This window comes from Desulfuribacillus stibiiarsenatis, from assembly GCF_001742305.1.
GTDB classification, from domain to species: Bacteria; Bacillota; Bacilli; order Desulfuribacillales; family Desulfuribacillaceae; genus Desulfuribacillus_A; species Desulfuribacillus_A stibiiarsenatis.
This window is the reverse complement of the sequence record NZ_MJAT01000033.1, coordinates 168,611-192,915: the sequence shown is the minus strand read 5'-3', so window position 1 is coordinate 192,915 and position 24,305 is coordinate 168,611. Positions and strand designations below refer to the sequence as shown.

Sequence of the window (24,305 nt, the reverse complement as noted above, 5' to 3'; positions counted from 1 at the left end):
TCATAAGAGTCCTCTTTACTTCTAAAGGAGGATATTCATGGATACTCAACCATTAGTTGGTGTCATTATGGGAAGTACATCGGATTGGGATACAATGCAAGCTGCATGTGAAATGTTGGAGGAGCTTGGTGTAACGTATGAGAAAAAAGTAGTCTCAGCACATCGTACTCCAGATTATATGTTTGAATATGCTGCTACAGCAAAAGAACGCGGAATTGAAGTGATTATAGCTGGAGCGGGTGGAGCAGCGCATTTACCTGGGATGGTCGCATCAAAGACTGAACTACCTGTCATCGGTGTTCCAGTGAAATCTAGTAACTTAAATGGGTTAGACTCGCTATTATCCATTGTACAAATGCCTGGAGGTATTCCTGTAGCAACAGTAGCTATAGGTAAAGCAGGAGCTACAAATGCAGGAATTTTGGCAACGCAAATTCTTGGAATTAAATATCCAGTGTACCAACAAAACGTTGCAAAGATGCGACAAGAAAAAAGAGATAAAGTTTTAACAGACGAATTATAGCAAAAAACACAAACAAAAATACAAACGAGAAAACGAAAACACAAACGAATACACTAAACAAACGACTGCGTAATTATTAAAAATCACTAAGTAAAATAATGAATCGTTATTTCATGGTTAATACATACAAATGGGAGGTGATAATATGAGTAAGCAAGATAAAGTAGTATTGCCTGGTTCAACCATAGGGATATTAGGTGGGGGACAGCTAGGGCGAATGATTACGCTCGCAGGTAAAGCAATGGGGTATAGATTTGTTACCTTAGATCCAGTTAACGATTGCCCGTGCGCTCAGGTAGCAGATGAATACATTCAGTCGGAATATTTAGATGAACAGGGAGCGACCATATTATCACAAAAGAGTAGTATTATTACTTACGAATTTGAAAATGTCAACGCAAGTATTGTCGAATATATAGAAGAAATATCAGATGTCCCTCAAGGCAGTAAGCTTTTAAAAATTACACAGAATCGCATAACTGAGAAAACAACGATTGCTTCGATGGGGATTCCTACCGCACCTTTTCAAGTAGTAGATAGTGAAGTAGCCCTAACTAAGTCTATAGAAACCCTCGGCTTGCCTGTTGTCATGAAGACGGCCACAGGAGGCTATGACGGCAAAGGACAATGGGTAATCCGATCGAATCAAGATTTAATAGAAGCAGCGAAAGCATTTCAACATCCATTCTATCAAGGGATTGAATTTATAATTGAGCAGTTCGTACCCTTCGAGAAAGAGTTATCAGTGATTGTCGCTCGAAATCGCAAGGGAGAAGTAGAGACATTTCCAGTAGCCGAGAATATTCATTGCAATAACATTCTGCATATGTCGATTGTGCCTGCTAGAGTTCAAGCTGCTAGTTTAAAAGCAGCCCAAGCAATCGCTATAAAAATTGCGAATCATTTGGAACTCGTTGGACTATTAGCAGTTGAAATGTTTTATAATCAAGATGGAAGTATCTACATTAACGAATTAGCTCCTAGACCACATAATTCTGGTCACTATACGATGGATGCCTGTATAACTACTCAGTTTGAGCAGCATATCCGGGCGATTTGCAACTTGCCACTAGGTAGAACTGATTTACTTTCTCCAGTAGTGATGATGAATTTACTTGGGCAACATATGGAAGATTTCTATACATTGATACCGTCATTACCTAAGGAAATTAAATTCCATCTGTATGGCAAAAAAGAAGCAATCGTGAATCGGAAAATGGGTCATATCAACATACTATCAGAAACGATCAATCAAGCCCTCGACATAGCTGACCAGCTTTCGGTATTTCGCGAAAAGCAAACCTGCTAAAGAAACAGAAGCAAGCAGAAGTAAGCAGAAGTAAGCAGAAACTAGAAGAGAAGAAACAAAAATCAGCAAAGAGCAAGTAAAAAACAAGTAAAAAACAAAAAAATGAGTAAGGAAAAGTAATAAGCAAAAAACCATATAAACACAAAAATCATAAAAAATAAAAATAGAAAGATTTATGGAGGATTCAAGATGATAGAAAGATACAGTAGACCAGAAATGACAGCCATTTGGACAGAAGAGAACAAATTCAACGCTTGGTTACGTGTAGAGATTGAGGCTTGCGAAGCGTGGTCAGAGTTAGGGATTATCCCGAAAGAGGATGTTGCTCTATTGTGGAAGAAAGCTAGCTTTGATGTACAACGCATCCATGAGATTGAAGCAGAAACGCGCCACGATGTGGTGGCTTTCACAAGAGCAGTTTCTGAAACTTTAGGAGAAGAGAAGAAGTGGGTTCATTACGGTCTTACGTCTACAGACGTGGTAGACACAGCACTTGCCTTCTTGATTAAACAAGCAAATGACATCCTGCGTAAGGATATAGAATATGTGATAGAAGTGCTTCGTAAACGTGCTATCGAGCACAAAAACACGATTATGATGGGTAGAACTCACGGTGTTCATGCGGAACCAACAACTTTTGGCTTGAAGCTTGCGTTGTGGTATGAAGAAATGAAGCGTAACCTAGATCGATTTAACCGTGCAGCGGAAGAAATAGAGTTTGGAAAAATGTCTGGCGCTGTAGGGACATATGCGAATATTGAGCCTTTTGTAGAAGAATATGTATGTAAAAAGCTAGGTTTATCACCAGCGCCTGTGTCAACACAAACATTACAACGTGATCGCCATGCGCATTACCTTTCTGTAATAGCTTTGGTTGGGACAACCCTAGAGAAGATTGGCGTTGAAATCCGTGGCTTACAAAAGAGTGAAGTACGTGAGGTAGAGGAACGTTTCCATAAAGGGCAAAAAGGTTCGTCTGCTATGCCGCACAAGCGTAACCCAGTATCTAGTGAAAACATTTGTGGTCTTGCGCGCGTACTACGCGGAAATATGGTTGCTGAATATGATTGTGTGCCATTATGGCATGAACGCGACATTTCCCACTCATCAGTAGAGCGTATCATTATTCCAGATAGCACAATCCTTCTAAACTATATGCTGCGTCGTATGGGCGGAGTATTAGCGGAATTAACGGTATTCCCGGAAAATATGAGAAGAAATATGGATCGTACCTTTGGACTGATTTTCTCTCAACGAGTATTGTTGAAATTGATTGAAAAGGGCATGTCAAGGGAGCAAGCTTATGACATGGTACAAAGAAAAGCAATGCAGGCGTGGGAAGAACAAACATCCTTCAAAGGCTTAGTGGAAGGCGAAGAAAGTATCATGCACCACCTAACGACTGAAGAAATCGAAGACTGCTTCGACCCTCGTTATCATGTAAAGCATGTAGATACAATTTTCAAACGTATTGGATTAATCGACTAGGGGGAATTTACGTGAATAAGGGTCAAATGCTATATGAGGGAAAAGCGAAGAGAATCTACCAAACGAACGAAGAAGGCATCTACTGGGTAGAGTACAAAGATGATGCAACTGCTTTTAACGGTGCGAAAAAAGGGCAGATTGCGAACAAGGGATTTTTGAATAACAAAATCAGTGCGTTGTTCTTCCAATTGTTAAAGAAACACGGTATTGAGAATCACTTTGTACAAAGCATTTCAGAAAACGAACAACTGATTCGAAAGGTGGAAATCGTGAAGGTCGAAGTTGTTGTACGGAATGTGGCTGCAGGTTCTTTAGCGAAGCGTTTAGGATTAGAAGAAGGTACGGAGCTACCTCATACAATTGTCGAGTTTTACTATAAAGATGACGCATTAAATGACCCTTTTATAAACGACGATCATATCTCGATTTTAAAGCTGGCGACTCCAGAGCAAATTGTTGAAATGAAGAGTCAAGCACTGAAGGTCAATCAAGTGCTACGTCAGTTCATGAAAGAGCTAGGGATTTTGTTAGTAGACTTCAAGTTGGAGTTTGGGATTGATGTCGAAGGAAAGATTTTGCTAGCGGATGAAATATCTCCTGACACATGCCGCTTTTGGGATGCTGTAACGAAGGAAAAATTAGACAAAGATCGCTTCCGCCAGGACTTAGGCGGGGTGGAAGAAGCGTATCAGGAAATCCTTAAACGATTGGAGGCACAAATGTAATGTGCGGTGTTTTTGGCATTTATAACAATTCGAAGGCTGCTCAACTTACGTATTATGCCCTTTATGCACTGCAACACAGAGGACAGGAAAGTGCCGGTATTATTAGTTCCAACGAAGGTAAATTTCATCACCACAAAGGCCTTGGATTAGTTGCTGATGTCTTTAAAGAAGAACAAATTGCAAGTTTAGAAGGTAAAGCTGCCATCGGTCATGTGCGCTACTCAACAACGGGAGCGAATTCCTTGCAGAATGCGCAACCATTATTTTTCAAGTATCAAGGTGGAAATCTTGCCTTAGCCCATAACGGAAATCTAGTGAATGCTCATCAATTACGCAGTCACTTAGAAAGACAGGGCAGTATTTTTCAAACGACTAGCGACACGGAGGTAGCAGCACATTTAATCGCGCGTGCAGGCTATGAGAATAGTGAGCAGTCTGTCAAGGAAAGCTTAGGCATGATTAAAGGCTCCTATGCGATGTTGTTTCTAGCAGATAACAAGTTAATAGCAGTCCGTGACCCGAATGGGATTCGACCGCTATCACTTGGAAAACTGAATGGAAGCTTTGTCGTATCTTCTGAGACATGCGCATTTGATACGATCGGTGCTACTTTCCTTCGCGATGTAGAACCTGGCGAAATGATTATTATCGACCAAGATGGAATTAGAAGTGAACGAGTATCGAGTTATCCGACACAAGCGACATGTGTATTTGAATATATTTACTTTGCTAGACCAGATAGTGACATCGAAGGCTTAAACGTCCATACGGTGCGTAAGCAACTAGGGAAACGACTGGCGCAGGAAGCACCGATTGAGGCGGATGTCGTCACTGGGGTACCTGACTCTAGTATATCTGCTGCGATTGGATATGCAGAAGAAGCCAATATCCCGTACGAGCTTGGGTTAATCAAAAACCGTTATATAGGAAGAACCTTTATACAACCTTCGCAAGAATTAAGAGAACGCGGAGTACGTTTGAAATTGAACGCTGTCCGCAAGGTAGTTGCTGGGAAACGCGTGGTCATGATTGATGACTCGATAGTCCGTGGTACTACCAGCGGACGAATTGTCAGCATGCTGCGTGAAGCTGGTGCTACAGAGGTGCATGTTCGCATTAGTTCACCGCCAGTAACGCACCCTTGCTACTATGGCATAGATACTTCTGCGAAAGAAGAGTTAATTGCTTCTAGTAAATCGATAGAAGAGATTCGTGAACATATCGGGGCAGACACCCTCGCATACTTATCGACAGAAGGAATGCTCGACACGTTTAAAGATCGTTTAGGGGCTATCAGTGAAGCAACTCAATGCTGTGGGTATTGTGAAGGATGTTTCAGTGGATCGTATCCGACGGAAATTATTGAACAAGATAAACATAGCTTAGAGAGGTAGGGACAGTATGAGCTTATATAAAGATGCTGGTGTAGATATAGATGCAGGGAATGAAGCGGTCAATCGTATGAAACCGCACGTAAAGAAAACGTGGCGTAAAGAAGTGTTAACAGACTTGGGAAGTTTCGGGGCGCTGTTTCAGTTAGATTTGAAAAAGTTCCATGAGCCTGTTCTAGTTTCAGGAACGGATGGCGTAGGTACGAAACTGAAGGTTGCTTTTGCATTGGATAAACATGATACGATTGGTATCGACGCGGTAGCAATGTGTGTCAATGATATCGTAGTACAAGGTGCAGAGCCATTATTTTTCTTAGATTATCTTGCTTGTGGCAGGCTAGAGCCGGGCAAGGTTGAGCAGATTATCAAGGGAATTGCTGATGGCTGTGCAATGTCAGGTTGCGCATTAATTGGCGGCGAAACTGCTGAAATGCCGGGTATGTACGCGGAAGGCGAGTATGATATCGCTGGGTTTTCTGTAGGTGCAGTGAATAAGAGTGAAATCATTGATGGATCAAAGGTACAAGCAGGGGATGTTATCATTGGGCTTGCATCTAGTGGTGTTCACTCGAATGGATTATCACTCGTTCGTAAGGTCATTTCTGACAATCAAATTCCATTTGACCAAGAATTCAATGGTAAGACGATAGGGGAAGAGATTTTAACTCCGACAAAGCTTTATGTGAAATCTGTATTAGCTGTGAAAGAGCAATTCGCTTTACATGCGGCGGCGCACATTACGGGCGGCGGATTTTACGAGAATATTCCTCGCGTCTTCTCAGATGCTTATAAAGCTGTAATCGAGTTAGGAGCTTGGGAAATCCCGAAGATTTTCTCTTTCTTAGAAGAAAAAGGCCAAATTCCAAAACGTGAGATGTTCCGTACATTTAATATGGGGATTGGTATGCTTTTAGTTGTACCTGCTGAGCAGGCAGATGCAGTCATGCAATTAGCGACAGAACATGGCGAGACTGCTTACCGCATCGGGCATATCGAGGCGAGAAATGCTGAAGAGCCAGGAGTTGTGATTCGTGGAATCGAATAATTTAGATTCGCAACGATTGAAAATAGCTGTCCTTGCATCAGGAAATGGGTCGAATCTGCAAGCGTTAATCGATCGACAAGACGATAGTAACTCTCAATATAGGATTGTAGCTGTAATCACAGATAAGCCTGGTGCCAAGGCAATAGAGCGCGCACGGAATGCAGAAATTCCAGCGTATGAGCTATCGCCGAAAGCTTTTGTGTCGAAACAAGAGTACGAAAAGCAAATTGTACAGTACTTGCACCAGCATGAAGTGCAGTTTGTTGTACTTGCAGGCTACATGAGGATTGTCGGTGAGGAACTATTGCAGGCGTATGAAGGAAGAATGATTAACTTACATCCGTCGTTGTTACCAGCCTTTCAAGGGCTTCATGCTCCACAGCAGGCAATTGATGCGGGGGTTAGGGTATCAGGATGTACAATTCACTTTGTCGATGAAGGTTTAGATACAGGACCAATTATTCTGCAACAAGCAGTACTGGTTGATTTTCACGACACAGAACAATCCCTGCAAGCGAAAATCCAACAACATGAGCATCGTATGGTTGTGGAAGTTGTGAACCTATATGCGCAGAACCGAATCATCCGCCACGGAAGACGGACTGAGATTATCTAAAAGCTAATAATATGATACTTATTATGATATATAAAGAAATTTTAGGAGGAAATAGGTAGTGAAAAAGCGAGCACTGGTATCAGTTTCTGATAAAACAGGTATTGTGGAATTGGCAAAAAAGCTAGTAGAAATCGGTGTAGAAATTATTTCTACCGGAGGCACGAAAAAGCTTCTGCAAGAAAACGAGGTACCTGTAATCGGTATATCTGACATTACAGGATTTCCAGAAATACTCGATGGACGTGTAAAAACGTTACACCCGAATGTTCATGGTGGTCTTTTAGGGCGTAGAGACTTACCTTCTCATCTTGAACAAATGGAAAAGAATCAAATTGAACCAATCGATTTCGTAATCGTGAACCTATATCCTTTCAAAGAGACAATTTCTAAAGCTGACGTTACATTAGAAGATGCAATCGAGAATATCGACATTGGTGGTCCAAGTATGCTACGTTCAGCGGCTAAGAATCACAAGGATGTGATTGTATTAGTCGATAGCACAGATTATGAGCCAGTCCTAAACGAGTTGCAGGAAAAGGGTTCTGTTTCTTACGAAACGCGTATCGCACTAGCTGCTAAGGTATTCCGTCACACATCTGCGTATGACGCGTTAATTGCGGAATATTTAACAAAGCAAACAGGACAAGAGTTCCCAGAGAAAATCACTATGACGTATGAGAAAATCCAAGATCTGCGTTATGGAGAGAACCCTCATCAAAACGCTGCATTTTATCGTGAAGCGTTGCCGGATGCTGGTAATATATCGACAGCGAGACAGCTTCATGGCAAAGAACTTTCATATAATAATATCAATGATGCCCATGCTGCATTATCGATATTGGCAGAATATTCGGAGCCAGCAGTAGTAGCTGTAAAGCATACGAATCCTTGCGGGGTTGGTATTGCAGGTAGTATTTACGGTGCTTACCAAAAGGCGTATGAGGCAGACCCTGTATCAATTTTTGGTGGGATTGTTGCACTCAATCGCGAGGTTGATGAAGAGACGGCGAATGCAATGAAAGATGTATTCTTAGAAATCATTGTAGCGCCGAAGTTTTCAGACAAGGCACTATCGATTCTTACGGCGAAGAAAAACCTACGTTTGTTAGAGATAGACATAGAGGCAAGCAATGATTTAAGAAATCCGTATACAACATTAAAGGTTGGTGGTGGTCTTTTAGTTCAGAAGCAAGACCTGAAGACAATAGAGGCAACCGAATTAAAAGTAGTGACAAAGCGTCAGCCTACGGAAGAAGAGATTCGCCAATTATTATTTGCTTGGAAGGTAGTAAAGCATGTGAAATCAAACGCTATCGTATTAGCGAAGGATAATCAAACGATTGGTGTTGGAGCAGGGCAGATGAACCGTGTCGGTTCAGCAAAGATAGCCATAGAACAAGCGGGAGTTAATGCAAAAGGATCAGTCCTAGCGTCAGATGCGTTCTTCCCAATGGCAGATACAGTAGAAGCGGCAGCTAAGGCAGGAATTACAGCAATCATTCAGCCAGGTGGATCGATTCGAGATGAAGACTCTATCAAAGAAGCAGATAAACATGGAATAACGATGGTGTTCACAGGAGTGCGCCACTTTAAACACTAATCGCAGGAGGTTTGAATATGAGAGTTTTAGTTGTTGGTCGTGGTGGACGTGAGCATGCACTCGCATGGAAATTGGCTCAAAGTCCTGAAGTGCTGAATGTGTATGTTGCGCCTGGTAACCCTGGAATCGCGACAATTCCACAATGTGAATGCGTAGCAATCGATGAATTAGACATCGAGGAAATTGTTACTTTTGCCATACAGAAGACGATGGATCTTGTTGTCGTCGGCCCAGAAGCGCCACTTTCTGCTGGTCTTGTGGATGCATTAACGGATTCAGGGATACCAGCATTTGGTCCTACGAAAGATGCTGCACAAATCGAGGCTAGTAAGGAATTCGCGAAGAAACTAATGGTAGAGTATAACATACCAACAGCAGCATATGCATCGTTTACAGAATTAGAGGCAGCGAAGGAATACATTCGTAAACAAGGTGCCCCTATTGTAGTAAAGGCAGATGGTTTAGCAGCAGGTAAAGGTGTAATTGTAGCTATGACCTTGGAAGAAGCATTAGATGCTGTAGACCAAATCATGGGCGATAGTATCTTTGGCAACGCTGGAAGTCGAGTCGTGATTGAGGAGTTCTTAGAAGGTGAAGAAGTAACAATCATGGCATTTGTCGATGGGAAGACGGTAGTTCCGATGGTGATGGCACAGGATCATAAGCCAGTGTTTGACAATAACGAAGGACCGAATACTGGTGGAATGGGAACGTATTCTCCAGTACCGCAATTCCCTGCGTCGCTTACGGATGAGGTTGTAAAAACAATTATTCAACCAACAGTCGATGCACTAAAAGATAAAGGGATTGTTTACAAAGGCGTCCTATATGCTGGTCTAATGATTACGAAAGACGGTCCGAAAGTTATTGAATTTAATGCTCGTTTTGGAGATCCAGAAACACAAGTGGTACTACCGCGTTTAGAAACGGAAATCATCTCAGTCTTTAGTGCCGTCATTCAAGGAAAACTTGAGTACATTGACATTGAGTGGTCGAATGATGCTACCGTATGTATTGTCATGGCAGCAGGGGGCTATCCGGGCACCTATGAAAAGGGTCGTGTCATTACTGGTCTAGAGCAGATTGATAGGGAGTTTGGCAACAACGTATATGTGTTCCATGCTGGAACCACAACTAAGGATGGAGAAATTGTAACGAATGGTGGACGCGTGTTAGGTGTTATGGGGAGAGGCATGGATTTATTGCAAGCTCGCGATTATGCATATCAGGCGATTCCTTACATTGCATTTGAAGGTGCGCACTATCGTACCGATATAGGGTTAAAAGGAATTAAAAACGTTCAATAGTAATCTAGCAACTGAAGTAAGGATTTTAGATAATTAGATAGTTGGATGATACAGGAGAAGGTGGCGAAGTGTGCCATCTTCTTTTCATTATAATAAGAAAGTATAATATTTAATGAAGTAGTAGAGTGGTGCGTTAGCAACACTATACGATATTTCTATTAGAATTGTGATTCTAAGTTGTTTCGCATAGAATAATACTGAGGTGATAGAATGGAGCGGTTGAAAAAGTATCAAGGATATTTGCTAGATTTAGATGGGACTATATATCGTGGAACAGAGCCAATTCCTGAGGCAATCGAATTTGTAAAGCGGTTACAGGAGAGAAACATTCCGTTTCTGTTTCTTACGAATAATTCGTCAAAGACCCAACTGCAAGTAGCAGAAAAGCTTAACTCCTATGGACTTACAATCACTGTAGACCATGTGTATACATCGAGCATGGCTGCTGCTAGATTTCTAGTACAAGAAAACCAGCACGAGAGAATCCGTGCCTATGTGATTGGGGAAGAAGGGATGATACAAGCGGTTAAAAGCCAAGGAATTCAGATTACAGAAGACAATCCTAGCCATGTTGTGATGGGGATTGACCGTCATATCAACTATGAGAAACTTGCTACTGCATGTCTAGCAATTCGCAATGGGGCAAAACTACTTGCGACAAATCTCGATCGCGCGATTCCTACCGAGCGGGGCCTACTACCAGGGAATGGATCGATTGTATCAGTCGTCACGACATCCACTGGCATAGAACCAATCGTTGTTGGCAAACCAATGCCAATCATTACACAGTACGCACTTGAGAAACTAGGGGTAGCAAAAGATTTGGCACTGATGGTTGGCGATAACTATGAAACGGATATTTGCACAGGTTTTAACGCTGGTATGGATACGTTACTCGTTTTTACTGGATTTACTTCAAAAGAAGATTTGCAACAAAAAGACAGGAAACCAACGTATTGTATTGATTCCTTAAATCAATGGATACTTTAGCAGGCAAGCAGGGCAAAAGCAGGGCAAAAGCAAGGCAATTTTGAAATATAGACGAGATGGGAGTTATCTAGAGCAATTTTCCATATATCATAGGTGACTCCCCCTAAGTCAAGGTTATGAAAGGCACAGACATGTGACCCATGATGACACACTTTGTTGTAAATTTTTGGTCGTGATACAATTGAATAGTCGAGGAAAATTATTTTTTTCGGGGAAAAGGAGGAATTCAATTGAGGAAAGACTATACCAAATTTCGCTTATGGAAAGATGTATCACCTGAGGATTGGAACGATTGGAAGTGGCAGCTTCGAAATCGAATCACTACCTTGGAGGAGTTGAAGGAAATTGTAGATCTTACAGAAGAAGAGGAGCAAGGGATTAAAACCTGTCTGGAAACTCTACCGATGGCCATTACTCCACATTATGCTACTCTAATCGATTCGAAGAACCCAGATTGTCCGATTCGCAAACAAGCCATACCGACAAAGCTGGAGCTAGAGACAGGTTGTCATGATATGGAAGATCCATTGCACGAGGAAGTAGATTCGCCAGTGCCAGGGATTACCCATCGTTATCCGGACCGAGTATTACTATTAGTGACTGATCAATGCTCTATGTATTGTAGACATTGCACTCGCAGAAGAGTTGCAGGGAACACAGACAAGACAATGCCGTTAGCACAGATTAACCGTGCAATTCAGTACATTAAGTCCAATCCAGTGATACGAGATGTTTTGATATCAGGAGGCGATAGCCTTTGTGTATCGGACGATTTAGTTGAATATTTGCTGAAAAACATAAGAGCAATACCACATGTCGAAATTATTCGTTTAGGGACAAGAACGCCCGTAGTATTACCCCAAAGAATTACCCCGGAATTGTGCGCTATCATTCAAAAATACCATCCAGTATGGATTAATACACATTTTAACCACCCATCCGAAATCACTCCTGAAGCGAAAGAAGCTTGCACAAAGCTTGCAAATATCGGTGTACCTTTGGGGAATCAGAGTGTTCTATTAAAGGGCATTAACGACTGTCACCATATTATCAAGAAACTATGTCATGAACTTGTGAAAATGAGAGTTCGACCATATTATCTATACCAGTGCGATTTGTCTCAAGGAATTGATCATTTTAGAACTTCTGTCTCGAAGGGAATAGAGATTATAGAATTGCTTCGTGGACATACGTCTGGTCTTAGCGTTCCTACATTTGTAGTCGATGCGCCTGGAGGCGGTGGAAAGATTCCAGTAAATCCACAATATTTAATTTCGCAATCTAGTGATAAAACAATTTTGCGTAATTACGAGGGTGTCATTTGCGTATACACAGAACCAGAGAATAGCGCTAGCGATTGTACGACTTGTACGAAAGAGCTGTGCCGTGATAAAAAAGGGAAAAAGTTAGCAGCCAGCGGCTTGGGAACATTGTTTAATGATAAGGAAATTAGTTTAGTTCCAGAAGGAAACATGCGTGAAGAGAGACGTAAGGCGTTTGAAGATATTCAAGGAGCGACCAGTTAATATGCGTCTAAATGAACAAGGTAAGCCAGGAACTGCAAATGCCGTGCTTGATCATAAGAACAGTAGAATCAAGATTGTGAATTATAATAATGAACTGGCTCGTGATGAAGTAGAAACACTAAAGTGTATCGCAAAAGCAAAGAATCTTGATAAGATTATTGTGACTGCTGGGGAATATTCCTATCGGAAGTATCGTAGATACGGGTTTCAAATAGAAGGTACAATTGAAAAGTTTTTCCGAGGGGAGAAGGCATATCTATTATCGTTGTTCCTACAAGACGAGAGACAACAGAATCCATATTCGGCTGAAGAAGATAAAGTTTTGCTAGAAACAGAGCAGTACACGTCCAACATGGACACTTCGCGGCGAGATCAGATCAAGATTGTCACACGAACAGCAACGACAGCAGATGCTCAAGAGTTAAGTCAGATATTTCGCAAGGTATTTAGTACGTATCCAACGCAACTACATGATCCATCCTATATTGCAGAGATTATGAATCAACACGTACTGTTTAAAGTATGCGTAATCGATGATAGAATTGCGAGTGTAGCTTCGGCAGAAATCGATTGGAATCACAAAAATGCAGAAATGACAGATTGTGCGACGTTACCGGAATATAGAGGTTTGGGTCTTATGGATAATTTGATTGATGCGCTTGAAACGGAGATGCTTACACTGGATATACCATGTGTGTATAGTCTAGCGAGGGCTCGAAGCTTAGGAATTACAATGGTGTTCCGCAATAGAGGCTATCAATATCGTGGGCGGCTTGTGAATAATTGTCATATATGCGGTCAATATGAAAGCATGAATATTTGGGAGAAGCAATTAAACACTACTGTATAAGAAACTTATACTAGCTCTTCTAACGAATACTGAGCGATGGTGTAAATATAAATATATATGGAATTAGACAATCATCATTCTGAATATCCTAAAATATATGAAGAAATAAAACCGTAAGATCATTTATCTTAGGATACCTAGAATATAGCATAGCCTTTACCAGGTTGATCCCCCCATCAATCTGGTTTTTTCTTTTAGCAACACATTAGTAATAAATTACCGTGCTTTTGCGAAAGTACAACTATTGAAAATTTTTTAAATTGGTCGTAATCCGTGAGTTTTATCACTGCATATAAACGTGTTTTCAATTATGATAAAAGAAAGTCAAATAGTCATTTGTTACTACGAGGGGGACAGTTTATGTGGAAGATGTTTGTTAGACCCGTGGAGCTTTTTATGAATCAACTCACGTATATCAAAAAATTCATGTGTATTGTGGGTATTGGCGGGGTTTTGGTTATGATTATAAATCTTCAACTGATGAATGTTATTAATCAGGATCTAGAAAATGCCAAAAACCAACAGATTGGCGCACACTATAACACGTTACTTAAAGACTTAATGAGAAATGTCCAACAACATCGCGGCATGGCTGGATCTTACCTTAGTGGTGATGAAACTATAAAACCCCGAGTGGTAGAGAAACAAAAAGAAATTGTGCAGGTAATACAGTCCATACAACAACAGAATATAAAAGATGGAACACTACTGCAGACGATATCCCCTTGGCAGTCAATTGAAAAACAATGGTATGATATTGAGCAGAACGTTTTCAACTTACAAGAGAATAAAAGCTTTCAACAGCACACGGATTTAGTGGATGCAATCAAGAGTTTAATGAATCAAGTGGGAAATCAGTCCTCGTTAGTACTAGATTCGCAGCTGGACCGTCACTATTTAATCATGACAAGCATACGAGAATTACCATCGTTAGCGGAAGATTTAGGACAATTACGAGCCCGTGGAACATCAATTATCAATCGTGAAAATATGACGGAAGTAGAAAGAAACCAATTATTAGCTTTAAAGAGCTCTGCAGAGACAAAACTATCAACCGTTGAATATAATTTGCATATTTCCATGACGGAAAACCCATCGTTGTCGGGTAAAATACAACCGTTAGTCGAAAATTTAAATCATACAATGAATCAATATTTTCAGTTAATCGAGAAGGAAATACTATCCGGACAGGAAATTGAATTTCAAGCTACAGAATATTTCGCAACGGCGACAACAGCAATCGATTCGGGATTTGAAATTTTTGATACAGTAAGCGATTTATTAGCATCCGAACTACAGAAGAATGTAGCGAATCAAGAAAATTATAAATTGTTCTTAATTTTCTTAAATGTTGGTATTAGCGTTATAGTTATGTATTTCTTTATCGGATTCTATGTTTCTACTATGCGGGCAATTAAGACATTAAATCAAACAGCGCATGCAATTGCTGGGGGCGACCTAACGGCGAGAGCGAGATTAGAAACGAAGGACGAACTTTCTCATATCGGTCTATCATTTAATGAAATGGCGCAATCTCTTGCACGTTTGATTGAAAGTAGCAAGAGTGTATCCAATCAACTGGCGGTAGCATCTGAAGAACTGTCCGCAAGTGCTCAGGAGACGATGAAAGTGACGAATGCAGTAGCAGAAGCAGCGCAACAGGTATCACTCGGGTCAGAGACGCAAGTAGCAAGTTCAAAAGAGAGTTCAGTTGCCATTGAGGAAATGGCTCAAGGCATTACGCGTGTGGCAGAGAGTGCAGGGTCAATTGCTGAATCAGCAAACCGAATGACCGAGCGAGCACGTAATGGAAACAAGCAGCTGGGTGTAACAGTAGAACAAATGGGTCAGATAGAAAAAGAGACAATTGAAACTTCCCAATCCATCGTGCAATTACAAGAAGACGCGCAAGAAATTGGTGGGATTCTCGAGATTATCACTAACATTTCTAGTCAAACGAATTTACTTGCTCTTAATGCTGCGATTGAAGCTGCTCGAGCAGGAGATGCGGGCCGAGGGTTTGCCGTCGTCGCGGATGAGATTAGAAAACTCGCAGATCAAACTTCCCAAGCAACAGGAAGTATTCAATTGATCATCGAGAAAATCCGTAAAAATGTAGACGGATCCGTAGCATCAATGGATGGGAACAAAAAACAAGTCAGTATTGGTATTGAAAATATACGCAATGTGGAAGAAATGTTCAAAGAAATACTAAGTACAATTACTGAAGTTTCCAGACAAATCGAGGAACTATCTGCAGTATCAGAAGAAATGTCAGCTGGAACAGAAGAAATCAGCGCTTCCGTCCACGAGCTTGCCAATATTGCGAAGGAGTCTGCGAACAACACGCAAAATATTGCCGCATCATCACAAGAACAGTTGGCAATTATGGAAGAAGTGACGAAAGCCGCAGAAACATTAGAAAGTATGGCGGATGAATTAAATCAACTAGTCTCTAGGTTCAAAGTATAGAGATTATAAAGTATAGAGATTATAAAGTATAGAGCATACAATAAAAAGTAAAAAGTAAAGCTACCATACTTCCGTGGATCTTACGATTTGTCCACGGAACTAATGGTAGCTTTTTAACATAACATTCCTAAATTTGATTCTAATATGTACGGTACTGATCAATCCACTCTAGTAACTCTGCAATATACTCGCCAACGACAGGCATAGTTACTATTTTACTTAATAGAAAAATAAATATCCCTAAGAAGAATGCTGTCCCTAATGTAAGACCAATTCCCCTCGATAAGCCAACTAGGAAATTAATGCGCATGACTCTCCAAGGGTTTGCGAAGTTTTGTAGCACATCTTCTAATCTGGAACCTTCGAAGTGTCGCCCTAGTTGATCTAATTTGGAATTTAATGCGGCAACTTCATTTAACTTTTCCACAAGATCCGTTAGGCTATGATCCTGAGGTTGATTCAGACTATTTAGCTCAGTTTTCTTAACATTAGGTTCTTCGATTATAGTACCAACTTCTTGCAAATTATCTTTAGAGGCACCTCTAACTTTTGTAGGGGTTATATTCATTTTATTAGCTCTCATGCTACGAAATTTCATAGGTAATCATCCTTTTACAAGATTTCCTAAAGATAGTATAGCGCATTGGAGGGAAAATGAAAAATCTAAATGTCTACTCTGGGCAGGGAAATTCCAACTTTTGTCGAATTTGTAAGATGACAGAGGAAGGGAGACTGAAATCATGACAATTCAAAGGAAAGCATCGTGGCAAAAGAAACTAATTATTATACTATTTGCATTTGTTCTACTATTCGCATTCGCAGGATGTAAGAAAGACGAGCAAACAAGCGTAGACCCGACAAGTCAAGAACCAGAAAGTCCTAGAGTAGAAGAAAAAGAACCCAAAAGTGAAAACAAGCAACCTGAATATAAATATAAAGCGCCTTTAACAAATATGGGAGTAGAGAAAGAAGTTAACAATAGGCCAATCGCAGTATTTGTGGAAAATAGTCCGAATGCACGACCACAATCAGGATTGGACAAAGCGGATATAGTCTATGAGGTAATGGCAGAAGGCGGGATTACACGATTTATTGGAATTTTCCAAAGCCAAAAGCCAGAGACGATTGGACCGATTCGCAGTGCTAGAGAATATATGTTAGACATCGCCAATGATTATGATGCTGTGATAGTGCATGCGGGTGGGAGTCCAGGAGCGTTATCCAGAATCCAAAAAGAAAAGCTACCTAGCATCTCTGAAATAATCAATGGATCGTATTTTAAACGGGAAAAATTCCGTAAAGCGCCTCATAATGTATACTCAAACATTGATCTATTGACAAAGGGTGCACAAACACTCAAATTCCGAGATAACTACACTTTACCATCTCTATCGTTTCGAGCGGAAGGACAAGAGGTTCAGGGGACAGTATCTAAGGAATTCGTTATCCCTTACGGGAATATCTATCAAGTGAAATATATTTACGATGAGGAAAAACAACGGTATCAACGCTTTATTAATAACGAACCACATGCTGATATGACAAGTAAGGAACAATTGACGGCGAATAACATCCTAGTTGCATACGCTCGTCATAACATCGTAGATAAAGTAGGAAGAATTGATATCAATTTGAAAACTACTGGAAAAGGATTTGCTTTTCAAGAAGGCAAAATGATAGATGTTACGTGGAGACATGTAAATGGAATGATGCGTTTCTATAATGGAAATGATGAAATTGCTCTTATGCCTGGAAATACATGGATCCAGATTGTTCCTGATGTAATCACAGTAAATGTACAAAAATAATTATGAAACTCTTCCCTATTCTATAATAATTATGTATAATGTTATATAACAATGCAACGCGTTAAAGAGTGAAAAGGATAGGGGGATGACAATGCAGCTCGAAAAACTGCGTGATGATAAAGTAATTCAACAGCTATTTTCTGCCGTACTGAAGTTAGAGACATTAGAAGAGGTGTACCAGTTTTTTGATGATTTATGCACTGTCAATGAAATCCAGTCAATGGCGCAACGACTTGAAGTTGCTCGTATGCTGCGATTAGGATATACCTATAGCCAAATTGAAAAGGAAACAGGTGCGAGTACAGCTACTATTAGTCGGGTAAAGCGTTGTTTCCAATACGGAACAGATGGCTATCAGCTTGTGCTTGATCGTTTACAGGCAGACGAAGAGAAATAGTTATAGATATACAACTGAAGATTGATGAACTGTAGACACTTGGGAATCCAAGTGTCTTTTTGTTAACCCTATATTAATAGGAAAATTATAGGTGAAAATTAGAATATTTTATGAATTTTTTTCTGAATTACTAGTGATTTGTGATTTATTTCATAGTGATCTTTTTTTAATAAGACTATTATATTCCTAGCGCTATGCTAGCGTTTCACTAAGGTTTTACTAATTATAACGAAGGGGGTGGATATTGAAATGAGCGCTTTAAGGGAGAGGCTCAAAAACGCAAACAGATGGGCAGTGCTATTTTTTGTTTTAGTATTTGCAATCGTGTTTTATACTGGTACCGCTGTATCCATGAAGTATACAGATTCGCCGGAATTTTGTGGTAGTTGCCATGTTATGACAGGTGTACACAGAACACACCAGTTTTCGACCCATGCCAATTTGTCATGTAATGATTGTCATGCACCACATAATATTGTAGCGAAAATACCATTTAAGGCCAAAGCAGGAGCAAAGGATATTTATAAGAATTTAGTTGGTGACGTGGATGATGTAATTCATGCAAATGCTAAAACAAGGGAAATCGTAAATCAGAACTGCCTCAATTGCCATGAAATGACGAATACCAATGTGGCAATGGATTCCAAAGAATTTTGCGTAGATTGTCATCGAACAGTACCGCATTTTAGCAAGAAACCAATTTCTGAAAGGATGGTAGCAGGTGAGTAAATATAGAATATTGTTGAGCATCGCCTTCATCGCAGTTATCGGCCTTTTTGTGATCGCTGGATGTGCGAAGGATGTACCAACAACAGCAACCCCAACATTTAGCACGGGGTTAGACGAAAAAGAAGTCAATAATGAAGCTTTTGCACAACTATTCCCATTACACTGGGAAAGTTATTTAAGAAATAGTGAAGATACAGTAATGACGGAGTATGGTGGGTCTGTACCTCATGATAAACATGATGGCGTAAATCAACTGCCAGAAGGATATAAGCATGCACAACCTTATTTGAAGAATTTATGGTTAGGTTATCCTTTTTCCTATGAATATAAGAGAGCACGTGGACACACGTTTGCCATTGAAGATATTTTGCACATTGACCGCGTAAACAGATATGACGAGAAGGCCGGTTTACCAGCAACGTGCTATAACTGTAAAACGACAATGATTCCGACATACTTAGAAAAGTATGGTGATAGCTTCTGGTCAATGAACTTTAACGAACTGCGTGAGGAGCAAAAGCCAGGAATGCATTCTATAGGCTGTGCAAATTGTCATGATCCTCAAACTATGGATTTAGTCATCACTAGCGTTCCATTAGACGAGGCATTACAACGCCAAGGTATCGATTGGAAGAATGCAAGCAAGAACGATATGCGCTCTTATGTGTGCGCGCAATGTCACGTCGAGTACTACTTTGAGACTAAAGATCATGGTGTAGCATCGAAGCCGCACTTCCCTTGGGATAATGGGTATCATCCGAAGAATATTTATGAATACTTCAAGGACGGAAATCCAGAGAAAGATGGGTTTAAAGGACAATTTGCAGACTGGACACATGCGGTATCTGGAACAAAGATGATTAAAATGCAGCATCCTGAGTTTGAGACTTGGGTTGACGGTCCTCATGGCGCAGCAGGAGTTACTTGTGCAGACTGCCATATGCCGTATGTGAGAGTAGATGGGAAAAAGAAAATCTCATCTCACCATTGGACATCACCTTTAAAATCTCCTGAGCAATCTTGCTTACAATGTCATGGAGATAAAGATGCTGGATGGGTAAAGGAAAGAGTAAATTATGTACAAGAAAAGACATGGGAACAGCTATTAGTTGCTCAAGACTTATCAGTGAAAGCCCATGAAGCTGTTCGATTAGCAGCTGAATACACAGGAGAAAAACATGCCGATTACGATAAATTGTTGGCGGAAGCTCGCGAATTCGTTCGTGAAGGGCAGTTGTATTGGGATTTCGTATCTGCAGAGAACAGTGTAGGCTTCCACAATCCTGCAAAGGCTTTAGAAACTCTGGCGCTATCCCAGCAAGCAAGTACTAAGGCTGTAGAAACTGCAAGTAAAGCGACAAAACACGGAATTGCCTCACAATTAGAAGGGGATATTAAGCAGATTGTTCCCCCTATTATGGAACATAGCCGTAAGCTTCAACAAAGCCAAGAGCATTTGAATTCTCATAAATGGCTACAATATTTACCATTATTACCGGAAGCAGAACTGATGTGGGATGGAACGACAAGATTGCGCTAAAATGTAAAGATTGAGAAAATAGCATTTATGATTCGCTCCCTTGTAGTAGACAGTTTAAACAATAAAACTGTTTATTACAGAGGAGCTTTTTTATTCTAAAACCCTAATAAGAATTCCAGATACTACTTTATGAAATGCTCGGTTTATGCTATTATTCATTGGAAGATTAGTAGAATTTCGACTAATCCTAACAATGAAAGGTTGATTGCATTGAAATTACTAGAAGGTTTAAATCCAGAGCAAAGGCTTGCGGTCACAACTACAAACGGTCCCGTGTTAATAATGGCAGGGGCGGGCAGTGGTAAGACGCGCGTACTTACTCATCGTATAGCTTATCTCATCGAACAAGGGGTTGCGCCATGGAGTATCCTGGCAGTGACATTCACGAATAAAGCAGCAAAAGAAATGAAAGAACGCGTGCAAAGAATTGTCGGTCCTAAGGGGCATGATGTTTGGGTCTCTACCTTCCACTCTCTATGTGTACGGATTCTACGCAAAGACATCGAGAAGCTAGGCTATGATTCTAGCTTTACGATTTTAGATTCATCTGATCAGCAGAGTGTAGTGCGCAATATTTTAAAAGCTGAGAATATTGATCCTAAGAAATTTGACCCACGGGGGATTTTGGCGGCCATTAGCAACGCCAAGAATGAACTGCTATCCCCACAAGAATATAGCCAGCAGAATAGCGGATACTATGAAGCAACTGTTGCGAAGGTTTTTGAGCAATACAACCGCAAACTAAAGAGTAATAACGCTGTCGATTTTGACGATATCATTATGCTAACGGTACGATTGTTCGACCAATTCCCAGATGTTCTTGAGTTCTATCAACGTAAGTTCGTATATATACATATTGATGAGTATCAAGACACCAATAAATCCCAGTACTACTTGATTAACCTCATGGCAAAGCTGCACCGTAACCTATGCGTGGTAGGGGATTCTGATCAATCCATTTATAAATGGCGTGGAGCGGATATTCGTAACATTCTTAATTTTGAGAAGGACTATGAGAATCCTGCCGTCATTAAGCTGGAGCAGAATTACCGATCGAGCCAGACGATTCTACTTGCAGCCAATGAAGTAATTAAGAACAACAGCGAACGTAAAGATAAGAAGCTATGGACGGAGAATAATGAAGGTTCTAGGATTCAATTCTATCAAGCGTATAGCGAGCAGGATGAAGCCTATTTTATTACGCAAAAGATTCTAGATAAAGTTCGCGATCATCACCAATACGGAGAAATTGCCATATTGTATCGAACCAATGCCCAATCACGTGTATTTGAAGAACTTTTCATGAAGTCGAACATTCCTTATACCATTGTCGGTGGATTGAAGTTCTATGATCGTAAAGAGATTAAAGATTTACTCGCGTACCTGCGCTTACTCGCTAACCCGAAAGACGATACTAGTTTGACGCGTATTATCAATGTTCCAAAGCGTGGTATTGGTGACACGACAGTCGATAAAATAGAAGAATATAGTAGAAAAAAAGGAATCTCCATGTATGAGGCGTGTGCTGATCTTTCGGAAGTTGGACTTTCTGCAAGGGCCGTCAGTAGTGTCCAAGGATTCTTCCGCTTAATCAGTTCCCTACGAGCAATGCAAGAGTTCCTACCAGTCACAGAGCTAGTAGAAGAGGTTCTGAAAATGACAGCCTATAAGAAAGAACTGGAGAATGAACGCACGATTGAAGCACAAGCTCGCATCGAGAATATTCAAGAATTCTTATCTGTTACACAGGAGTTCGAACGTAGCAGCGAAGATAAATCTTTAGTAGCATTCCTAACAGATCTTGCCCTCATTGCCGATATCGATAGTGTGGACGACGGGACAGAAACAGACCGTGGACAGGTAATTCTGATGACGATGCATAGCGCCAAGGGGCTAGAATTCCCAATTGTTTTCTTAGCAGGCTTAGAGGAAGGGATCTTCCCGCATAATCGTTCTCTAATGGATGAGAGTGAAATGGAAGAAGAGCGTCGTCTTTGCTATGTGGGAATCACACGTGCCGAAAAAGAATTATACATGACTTGTGCAAGTATGCGCATGTTATATGGTAGAACACAATATAATAGTCCATCTCGTTTTCTTGAAGAAATCCCTAAGGAATTGATTGAAGATGTGCGAGGAGTTCGCAATCAAGCTAGTTCGAATATGGGATATGGCAGTGGAAATCAAAGAATAGGTGCTACAAGCCAAGCAACTGTGATGAAGGGTGCGCGTAAGATCGAAGTCCAAGGCGCAGACTTAAATGAATCTTGGAATCCAGGTGATAAGGTCGAGCACAAAGCTTGGGGGATTGGTACAATCGTATCTACCAAAGGATCTGACGATAGCCTAGAGTTATCGATTGCCTTTGATAAGCCCACCGGACTTAAGAAGCTGATGGCTAAATTTGCTCCAGTGAAGAAAGTATAGATAAAGAAAAAATATTTAATTATAATTAAACATATATGTTTACTCGGATATGCGAATTATAGTACTATAGAATTTATAGATACTATAAGTAGTCATTCTTTATAGGTGCAATAATCATATCAACTTGCTATATGTTTACATATCTAGAACACTATGATTGAACTTAATTTTCACTGTAATAGCTAGCGTAGTTTTAATTTTCATAGAATGGAAGGATGGTATCTCCAATGTCAAAAAAAGTGTATGTGTTAGGTCATAAGAATCCAGATACGGATTCATTCTGCGCAGCTTCTGCGTATGCCCGCTTGAAGAATCGTATCGGTGAAGAGCAAGTAGTAGCGGGTCGTTTAGGCGAACCAAGTACAGAAACTCGCTGGGTGTATGAGTTCTGGAAAGAGCAATTCCCAGAGTTTGTAGCAGATGTGAAGTTACATGCGAAGGACATTATGAATCAAGACCTACTAGTTGTGAACAATGGTACATCGTTATTAGAAGTGGGGGAGAAAATCCGTGCCACGAAGAATAACCATGCCTTTGTTTGCTGCACTGAAGGGAAACCTATGGGGATTGTCACTCTAGGGGACTTAGGTGAGTTTTGTCTTGAAAAGGTAACAGAAAATGCGTCAGCGACGGCTGTAGATGTGAACGCAATCTTGCATCAACCTGTTTCAGATTTAATGAAGACAGAGCTTGTAGCCATTGATGAAGAAGCAGACATGGAGAAGGTTAAGTCGATTGTATTAAACCATAGATTCCGTAGTTTCCCAGTGGTAAGCGCAGATCATAAGGTGATTGGGACTATTTCACGCCAAGAAATTATTACGGCAAAGCCTAAGCAAGTCATCCTAGTTGACCATAACGAGCGCAGTCAAGCAGTTTCGGGGATAGATGAAGCAGAAGTCATCGAAGTAGTGGATCACCACCGCATTGGCGATATTCAGACTTCAGGCCCAATCTTCTTCCGTGTGGAGCCAGTAGGTTGTTCTTGTACCGTAGTAGCAAACCTATATCGTATGTATGGACTAGAACCAGAACCATCTTACGCTGGTCTTATGCTTTCGGCAATTATTTCTGATACTGTATTATTCCGTTCTCCGACTTGCACGAAGGAAGATGTGCGTGTGGCGGAGGATTTAGCGAAGATTTGTGGAGTAGATCTTCAGGAATATGGGATGCAGCTTTTAGGCTCAAGCAGCCCGCTTACTTCGAATACTGCAACTGAAGTACTCAATACAGACTTGAAGGATTTCAAACTTGGCAATAAATTGCTCATGATTGGTCAAGTAATGATGACTGACAATGCGAAATTCCGCGAGCGTAAAGAGGAATTATTAGAGGAAATGCGTGCTACACTAAAGAAGAATAATGCGGATTTCGTAGGACTTATGTGCACCAATATCCTCGAAGAAGCAACGTATTTCCTAGTGGTCGGAGATGAAGAAATTGCTGAGAAGTCCTTTGGTAAGAAGGTAGAAGCTCATGAAGTCCATCTGCCAGGCGTGCTATCTCGTAAGAAACAAATTGTTCCTCCAGTCACTAAGGCATTAAGCTAATAGGAGGTT

20 protein-coding genes are annotated in these 24,305 nt (G+C 40.7%); 19 read left to right on the top strand and 1 reads right to left on the bottom strand.

The features are described 5' to 3' along the window. Nucleotides 1–37 precede the first annotated feature (37 nt). The 13 genes from purE to BHU72_RS10150 all read left to right on the top strand — a co-directional run bounded on the left by purE (nucleotide 38) and on the right by BHU72_RS10150 (nucleotide 15,842). Nucleotides 38–523, top strand: coding sequence for a 5-(carboxyamino)imidazole ribonucleotide mutase (purE, locus tag BHU72_RS10210; protein ID WP_069702529.1), 486 nt, complete (start codon nucleotides 38–40; stop codon nucleotides 521–523). 145 nt (nucleotides 524–668) lie between these two features. Further along, complete coding sequence (purK, locus tag BHU72_RS10205; protein ID WP_069702528.1) at nucleotides 669–1,832, top strand: 5-(carboxyamino)imidazole ribonucleotide synthase; 1,164 nt, start codon at nucleotides 669–671, stop codon at nucleotides 1,830–1,832. Nucleotides 1,833–2,021: 189 nt separating this feature from the next. Then, on the top strand, nucleotides 2,022–3,320 hold the full coding sequence (gene purB / locus BHU72_RS10200) for an adenylosuccinate lyase (protein WP_069702527.1): 1,299 nt from the start codon (nucleotides 2,022–2,024) through the stop codon (nucleotides 3,318–3,320). Nucleotides 3,321–3,331: 11 nt separating this feature from the next. Then, entirely contained in the window at nucleotides 3,332–4,045 is a 714-nt protein-coding gene (purC, locus tag BHU72_RS10195) for a phosphoribosylaminoimidazolesuccinocarboxamide synthase (RefSeq protein WP_069702526.1), read from the top strand. Beyond that, on the top strand, nucleotides 4,045–5,439 hold the full coding sequence (gene purF / locus BHU72_RS10190; RefSeq protein ID WP_069702525.1) for an amidophosphoribosyltransferase: 1,395 nt from the start codon (nucleotides 4,045–4,047) through the stop codon (nucleotides 5,437–5,439). Before purC ends, purF begins: the two co-directional genes overlap by 1 nt. Nucleotides 5,440–5,446: 7 nt before the next feature. Further along, nucleotides 5,447–6,481 carry a phosphoribosylformylglycinamidine cyclo-ligase gene (purM, locus tag BHU72_RS10185; RefSeq protein ID WP_069702524.1) on the top strand — a complete coding sequence of 345 codons (1,035 nt, stop codon included), beginning with the start codon at nucleotides 5,447–5,449 and terminating at the stop codon, nucleotides 6,479–6,481. Continuing rightward, the gene (gene purN, locus BHU72_RS10180) at nucleotides 6,468–7,097 is read left to right on the top strand and encodes a phosphoribosylglycinamide formyltransferase (RefSeq protein ID WP_245671889.1); all 630 of its coding nucleotides are present in this window, start codon (nucleotides 6,468–6,470) and stop codon (nucleotides 7,095–7,097) included. Before purM ends, purN begins: the two co-directional genes overlap by 14 nt. A gap of 58 nt (nucleotides 7,098–7,155) precedes the next feature. Continuing rightward, nucleotides 7,156–8,697 (top strand): bifunctional phosphoribosylaminoimidazolecarboxamide formyltransferase/IMP cyclohydrolase, encoded by a 1,542-nt coding sequence (purH, locus tag BHU72_RS10175; RefSeq protein WP_069702523.1) that lies wholly within the window; start codon nucleotides 7,156–7,158, stop codon nucleotides 8,695–8,697. 17 nt (nucleotides 8,698–8,714) lie between these two features. Then, complete coding sequence (gene purD / locus BHU72_RS10170; RefSeq protein ID WP_069702522.1) at nucleotides 8,715–10,004, top strand: phosphoribosylamine--glycine ligase; 1,290 nt, start codon at nucleotides 8,715–8,717, stop codon at nucleotides 10,002–10,004. A 219-nt stretch (nucleotides 10,005–10,223) separates the two neighbouring features. Continuing rightward, on the top strand, nucleotides 10,224–10,994 hold the full coding sequence (locus BHU72_RS10165) for a TIGR01457 family HAD-type hydrolase (RefSeq protein ID WP_069702578.1): 771 nt from the start codon (nucleotides 10,224–10,226) through the stop codon (nucleotides 10,992–10,994). 230 nt (nucleotides 10,995–11,224) lie between these two features. Further along, on the top strand, nucleotides 11,225–12,520 hold the full coding sequence (gene kamA / locus BHU72_RS10160) for a lysine 2,3-aminomutase (RefSeq protein WP_069702521.1): 1,296 nt from the start codon (nucleotides 11,225–11,227) through the stop codon (nucleotides 12,518–12,520). 1 nt (nucleotide 12,521) lies between these two features. Continuing rightward, nucleotides 12,522–13,370: a putative beta-lysine N-acetyltransferase gene (gene ablB, locus BHU72_RS10155; RefSeq protein WP_069702520.1), complete on the top strand. Its 849-nt coding sequence runs from the start codon at nucleotides 12,522–12,524 to the stop codon at nucleotides 13,368–13,370. Between the two features lie 360 nt (nucleotides 13,371–13,730). Further along, on the top strand, nucleotides 13,731–15,842 hold the full coding sequence (locus BHU72_RS10150; protein WP_069702519.1) for a methyl-accepting chemotaxis protein: 2,112 nt from the start codon (nucleotides 13,731–13,733) through the stop codon (nucleotides 15,840–15,842). Nucleotides 15,843–15,981: 139 nt separating this feature from the next. Here BHU72_RS10150 and BHU72_RS10145 read toward each other — a convergent pair whose 3' ends face one another. Then, nucleotides 15,982–16,440 carry a DUF5665 domain-containing protein gene (locus tag BHU72_RS10145; RefSeq protein ID WP_083248386.1) on the bottom strand — a complete coding sequence of 153 codons (459 nt, stop codon included), beginning with the start codon at nucleotides 16,438–16,440 and terminating at the stop codon, nucleotides 15,982–15,984. A 142-nt stretch (nucleotides 16,441–16,582) separates the two neighbouring features. Between BHU72_RS10145 and BHU72_RS10140 the strand changes: the two genes are divergently transcribed. The 6 genes from BHU72_RS10140 to BHU72_RS10115 all read left to right on the top strand — a co-directional run bounded on the left by BHU72_RS10140 (nucleotide 16,583) and on the right by BHU72_RS10115 (nucleotide 24,296). Beyond that, nucleotides 16,583–17,650, top strand: coding sequence for a DUF3048 domain-containing protein (locus BHU72_RS10140; RefSeq protein ID WP_069702518.1), 1,068 nt, complete (start codon nucleotides 16,583–16,585; stop codon nucleotides 17,648–17,650). A 91-nt stretch (nucleotides 17,651–17,741) separates the two neighbouring features. Then, a complete protein-coding gene (locus BHU72_RS10135; protein ID WP_069702517.1) occupies nucleotides 17,742–18,047 on the top strand; it encodes a YerC/YecD family TrpR-related protein in 306 nt (101 codons plus the stop codon). A gap of 249 nt (nucleotides 18,048–18,296) precedes the next feature. Continuing rightward, entirely contained in the window at nucleotides 18,297–18,776 is a 480-nt protein-coding gene (locus BHU72_RS10130) for a cytochrome c3 family protein (protein WP_069702516.1), read from the top strand. Next, a complete protein-coding gene (locus BHU72_RS10125) occupies nucleotides 18,769–20,316 on the top strand; it encodes an ammonia-forming cytochrome c nitrite reductase subunit c552 (RefSeq protein ID WP_069702515.1) in 1,548 nt (515 codons plus the stop codon). The genes BHU72_RS10130 and BHU72_RS10125 overlap by 8 nt, the downstream gene beginning before the upstream one ends. A gap of 210 nt (nucleotides 20,317–20,526) precedes the next feature. Continuing rightward, nucleotides 20,527–22,743, top strand: a complete 2,217-nt coding sequence (gene pcrA, locus BHU72_RS10120; protein ID WP_301553525.1) for a DNA helicase PcrA — start codon at nucleotides 20,527–20,529, stop codon at nucleotides 22,741–22,743. Between the two features lie 227 nt (nucleotides 22,744–22,970). Continuing rightward, nucleotides 22,971–24,296: a putative manganese-dependent inorganic diphosphatase gene (locus BHU72_RS10115; RefSeq protein ID WP_069702514.1), complete on the top strand. Its 1,326-nt coding sequence runs from the start codon at nucleotides 22,971–22,973 to the stop codon at nucleotides 24,294–24,296. The last annotated feature ends 9 nt before the right edge of the window (nucleotides 24,297–24,305 follow it).

Excerpts from the sequence above, each read along its gene's own strand:
- purE (WP_069702529.1), top strand. The coding sequence starts at position 38 with ATGGATACTCAACCATTAGTTGGTGTCATTATGGGAAGTACATCGGAT.
- purK (WP_069702528.1), top strand. The coding sequence starts at position 669 with ATGAGTAAGCAAGATAAAGTAGTATTGCCTGGTTCAACCATAGGGATA.
- purB (WP_069702527.1), top strand. The coding sequence starts at position 2,022 with ATGATAGAAAGATACAGTAGACCAGAAATGACAGCCATTTGGACAGAA.
- purF (WP_069702525.1), top strand. The coding sequence starts at position 4,045 with ATGTGCGGTGTTTTTGGCATTTATAACAATTCGAAGGCTGCTCAACTT.
- purM (WP_069702524.1), top strand. The coding sequence starts at position 5,447 with ATGAGCTTATATAAAGATGCTGGTGTAGATATAGATGCAGGGAATGAA.
- purD (WP_069702522.1), top strand. The coding sequence starts at position 8,715 with ATGAGAGTTTTAGTTGTTGGTCGTGGTGGACGTGAGCATGCACTCGCA.
- ablB (WP_069702520.1), top strand. The coding sequence starts at position 12,522 with ATGCGTCTAAATGAACAAGGTAAGCCAGGAACTGCAAATGCCGTGCTT.
- BHU72_RS10150 (WP_069702519.1), top strand. The coding sequence starts at position 13,731 with ATGTGGAAGATGTTTGTTAGACCCGTGGAGCTTTTTATGAATCAACTC.
- BHU72_RS10145 (WP_083248386.1), bottom strand. The coding sequence starts at position 16,440 with ATGAAATTTCGTAGCATGAGAGCTAATAAAATGAATATAACCCCTACA.
- BHU72_RS10140 (WP_069702518.1), top strand. The coding sequence starts at position 16,583 with ATGACAATTCAAAGGAAAGCATCGTGGCAAAAGAAACTAATTATTATA.
- BHU72_RS10135 (WP_069702517.1), top strand. The coding sequence starts at position 17,742 with ATGCAGCTCGAAAAACTGCGTGATGATAAAGTAATTCAACAGCTATTT.
- BHU72_RS10130 (WP_069702516.1), top strand. The coding sequence starts at position 18,297 with ATGAGCGCTTTAAGGGAGAGGCTCAAAAACGCAAACAGATGGGCAGTG.
- BHU72_RS10115 (WP_069702514.1), top strand. The coding sequence starts at position 22,971 with ATGTCAAAAAAAGTGTATGTGTTAGGTCATAAGAATCCAGATACGGAT.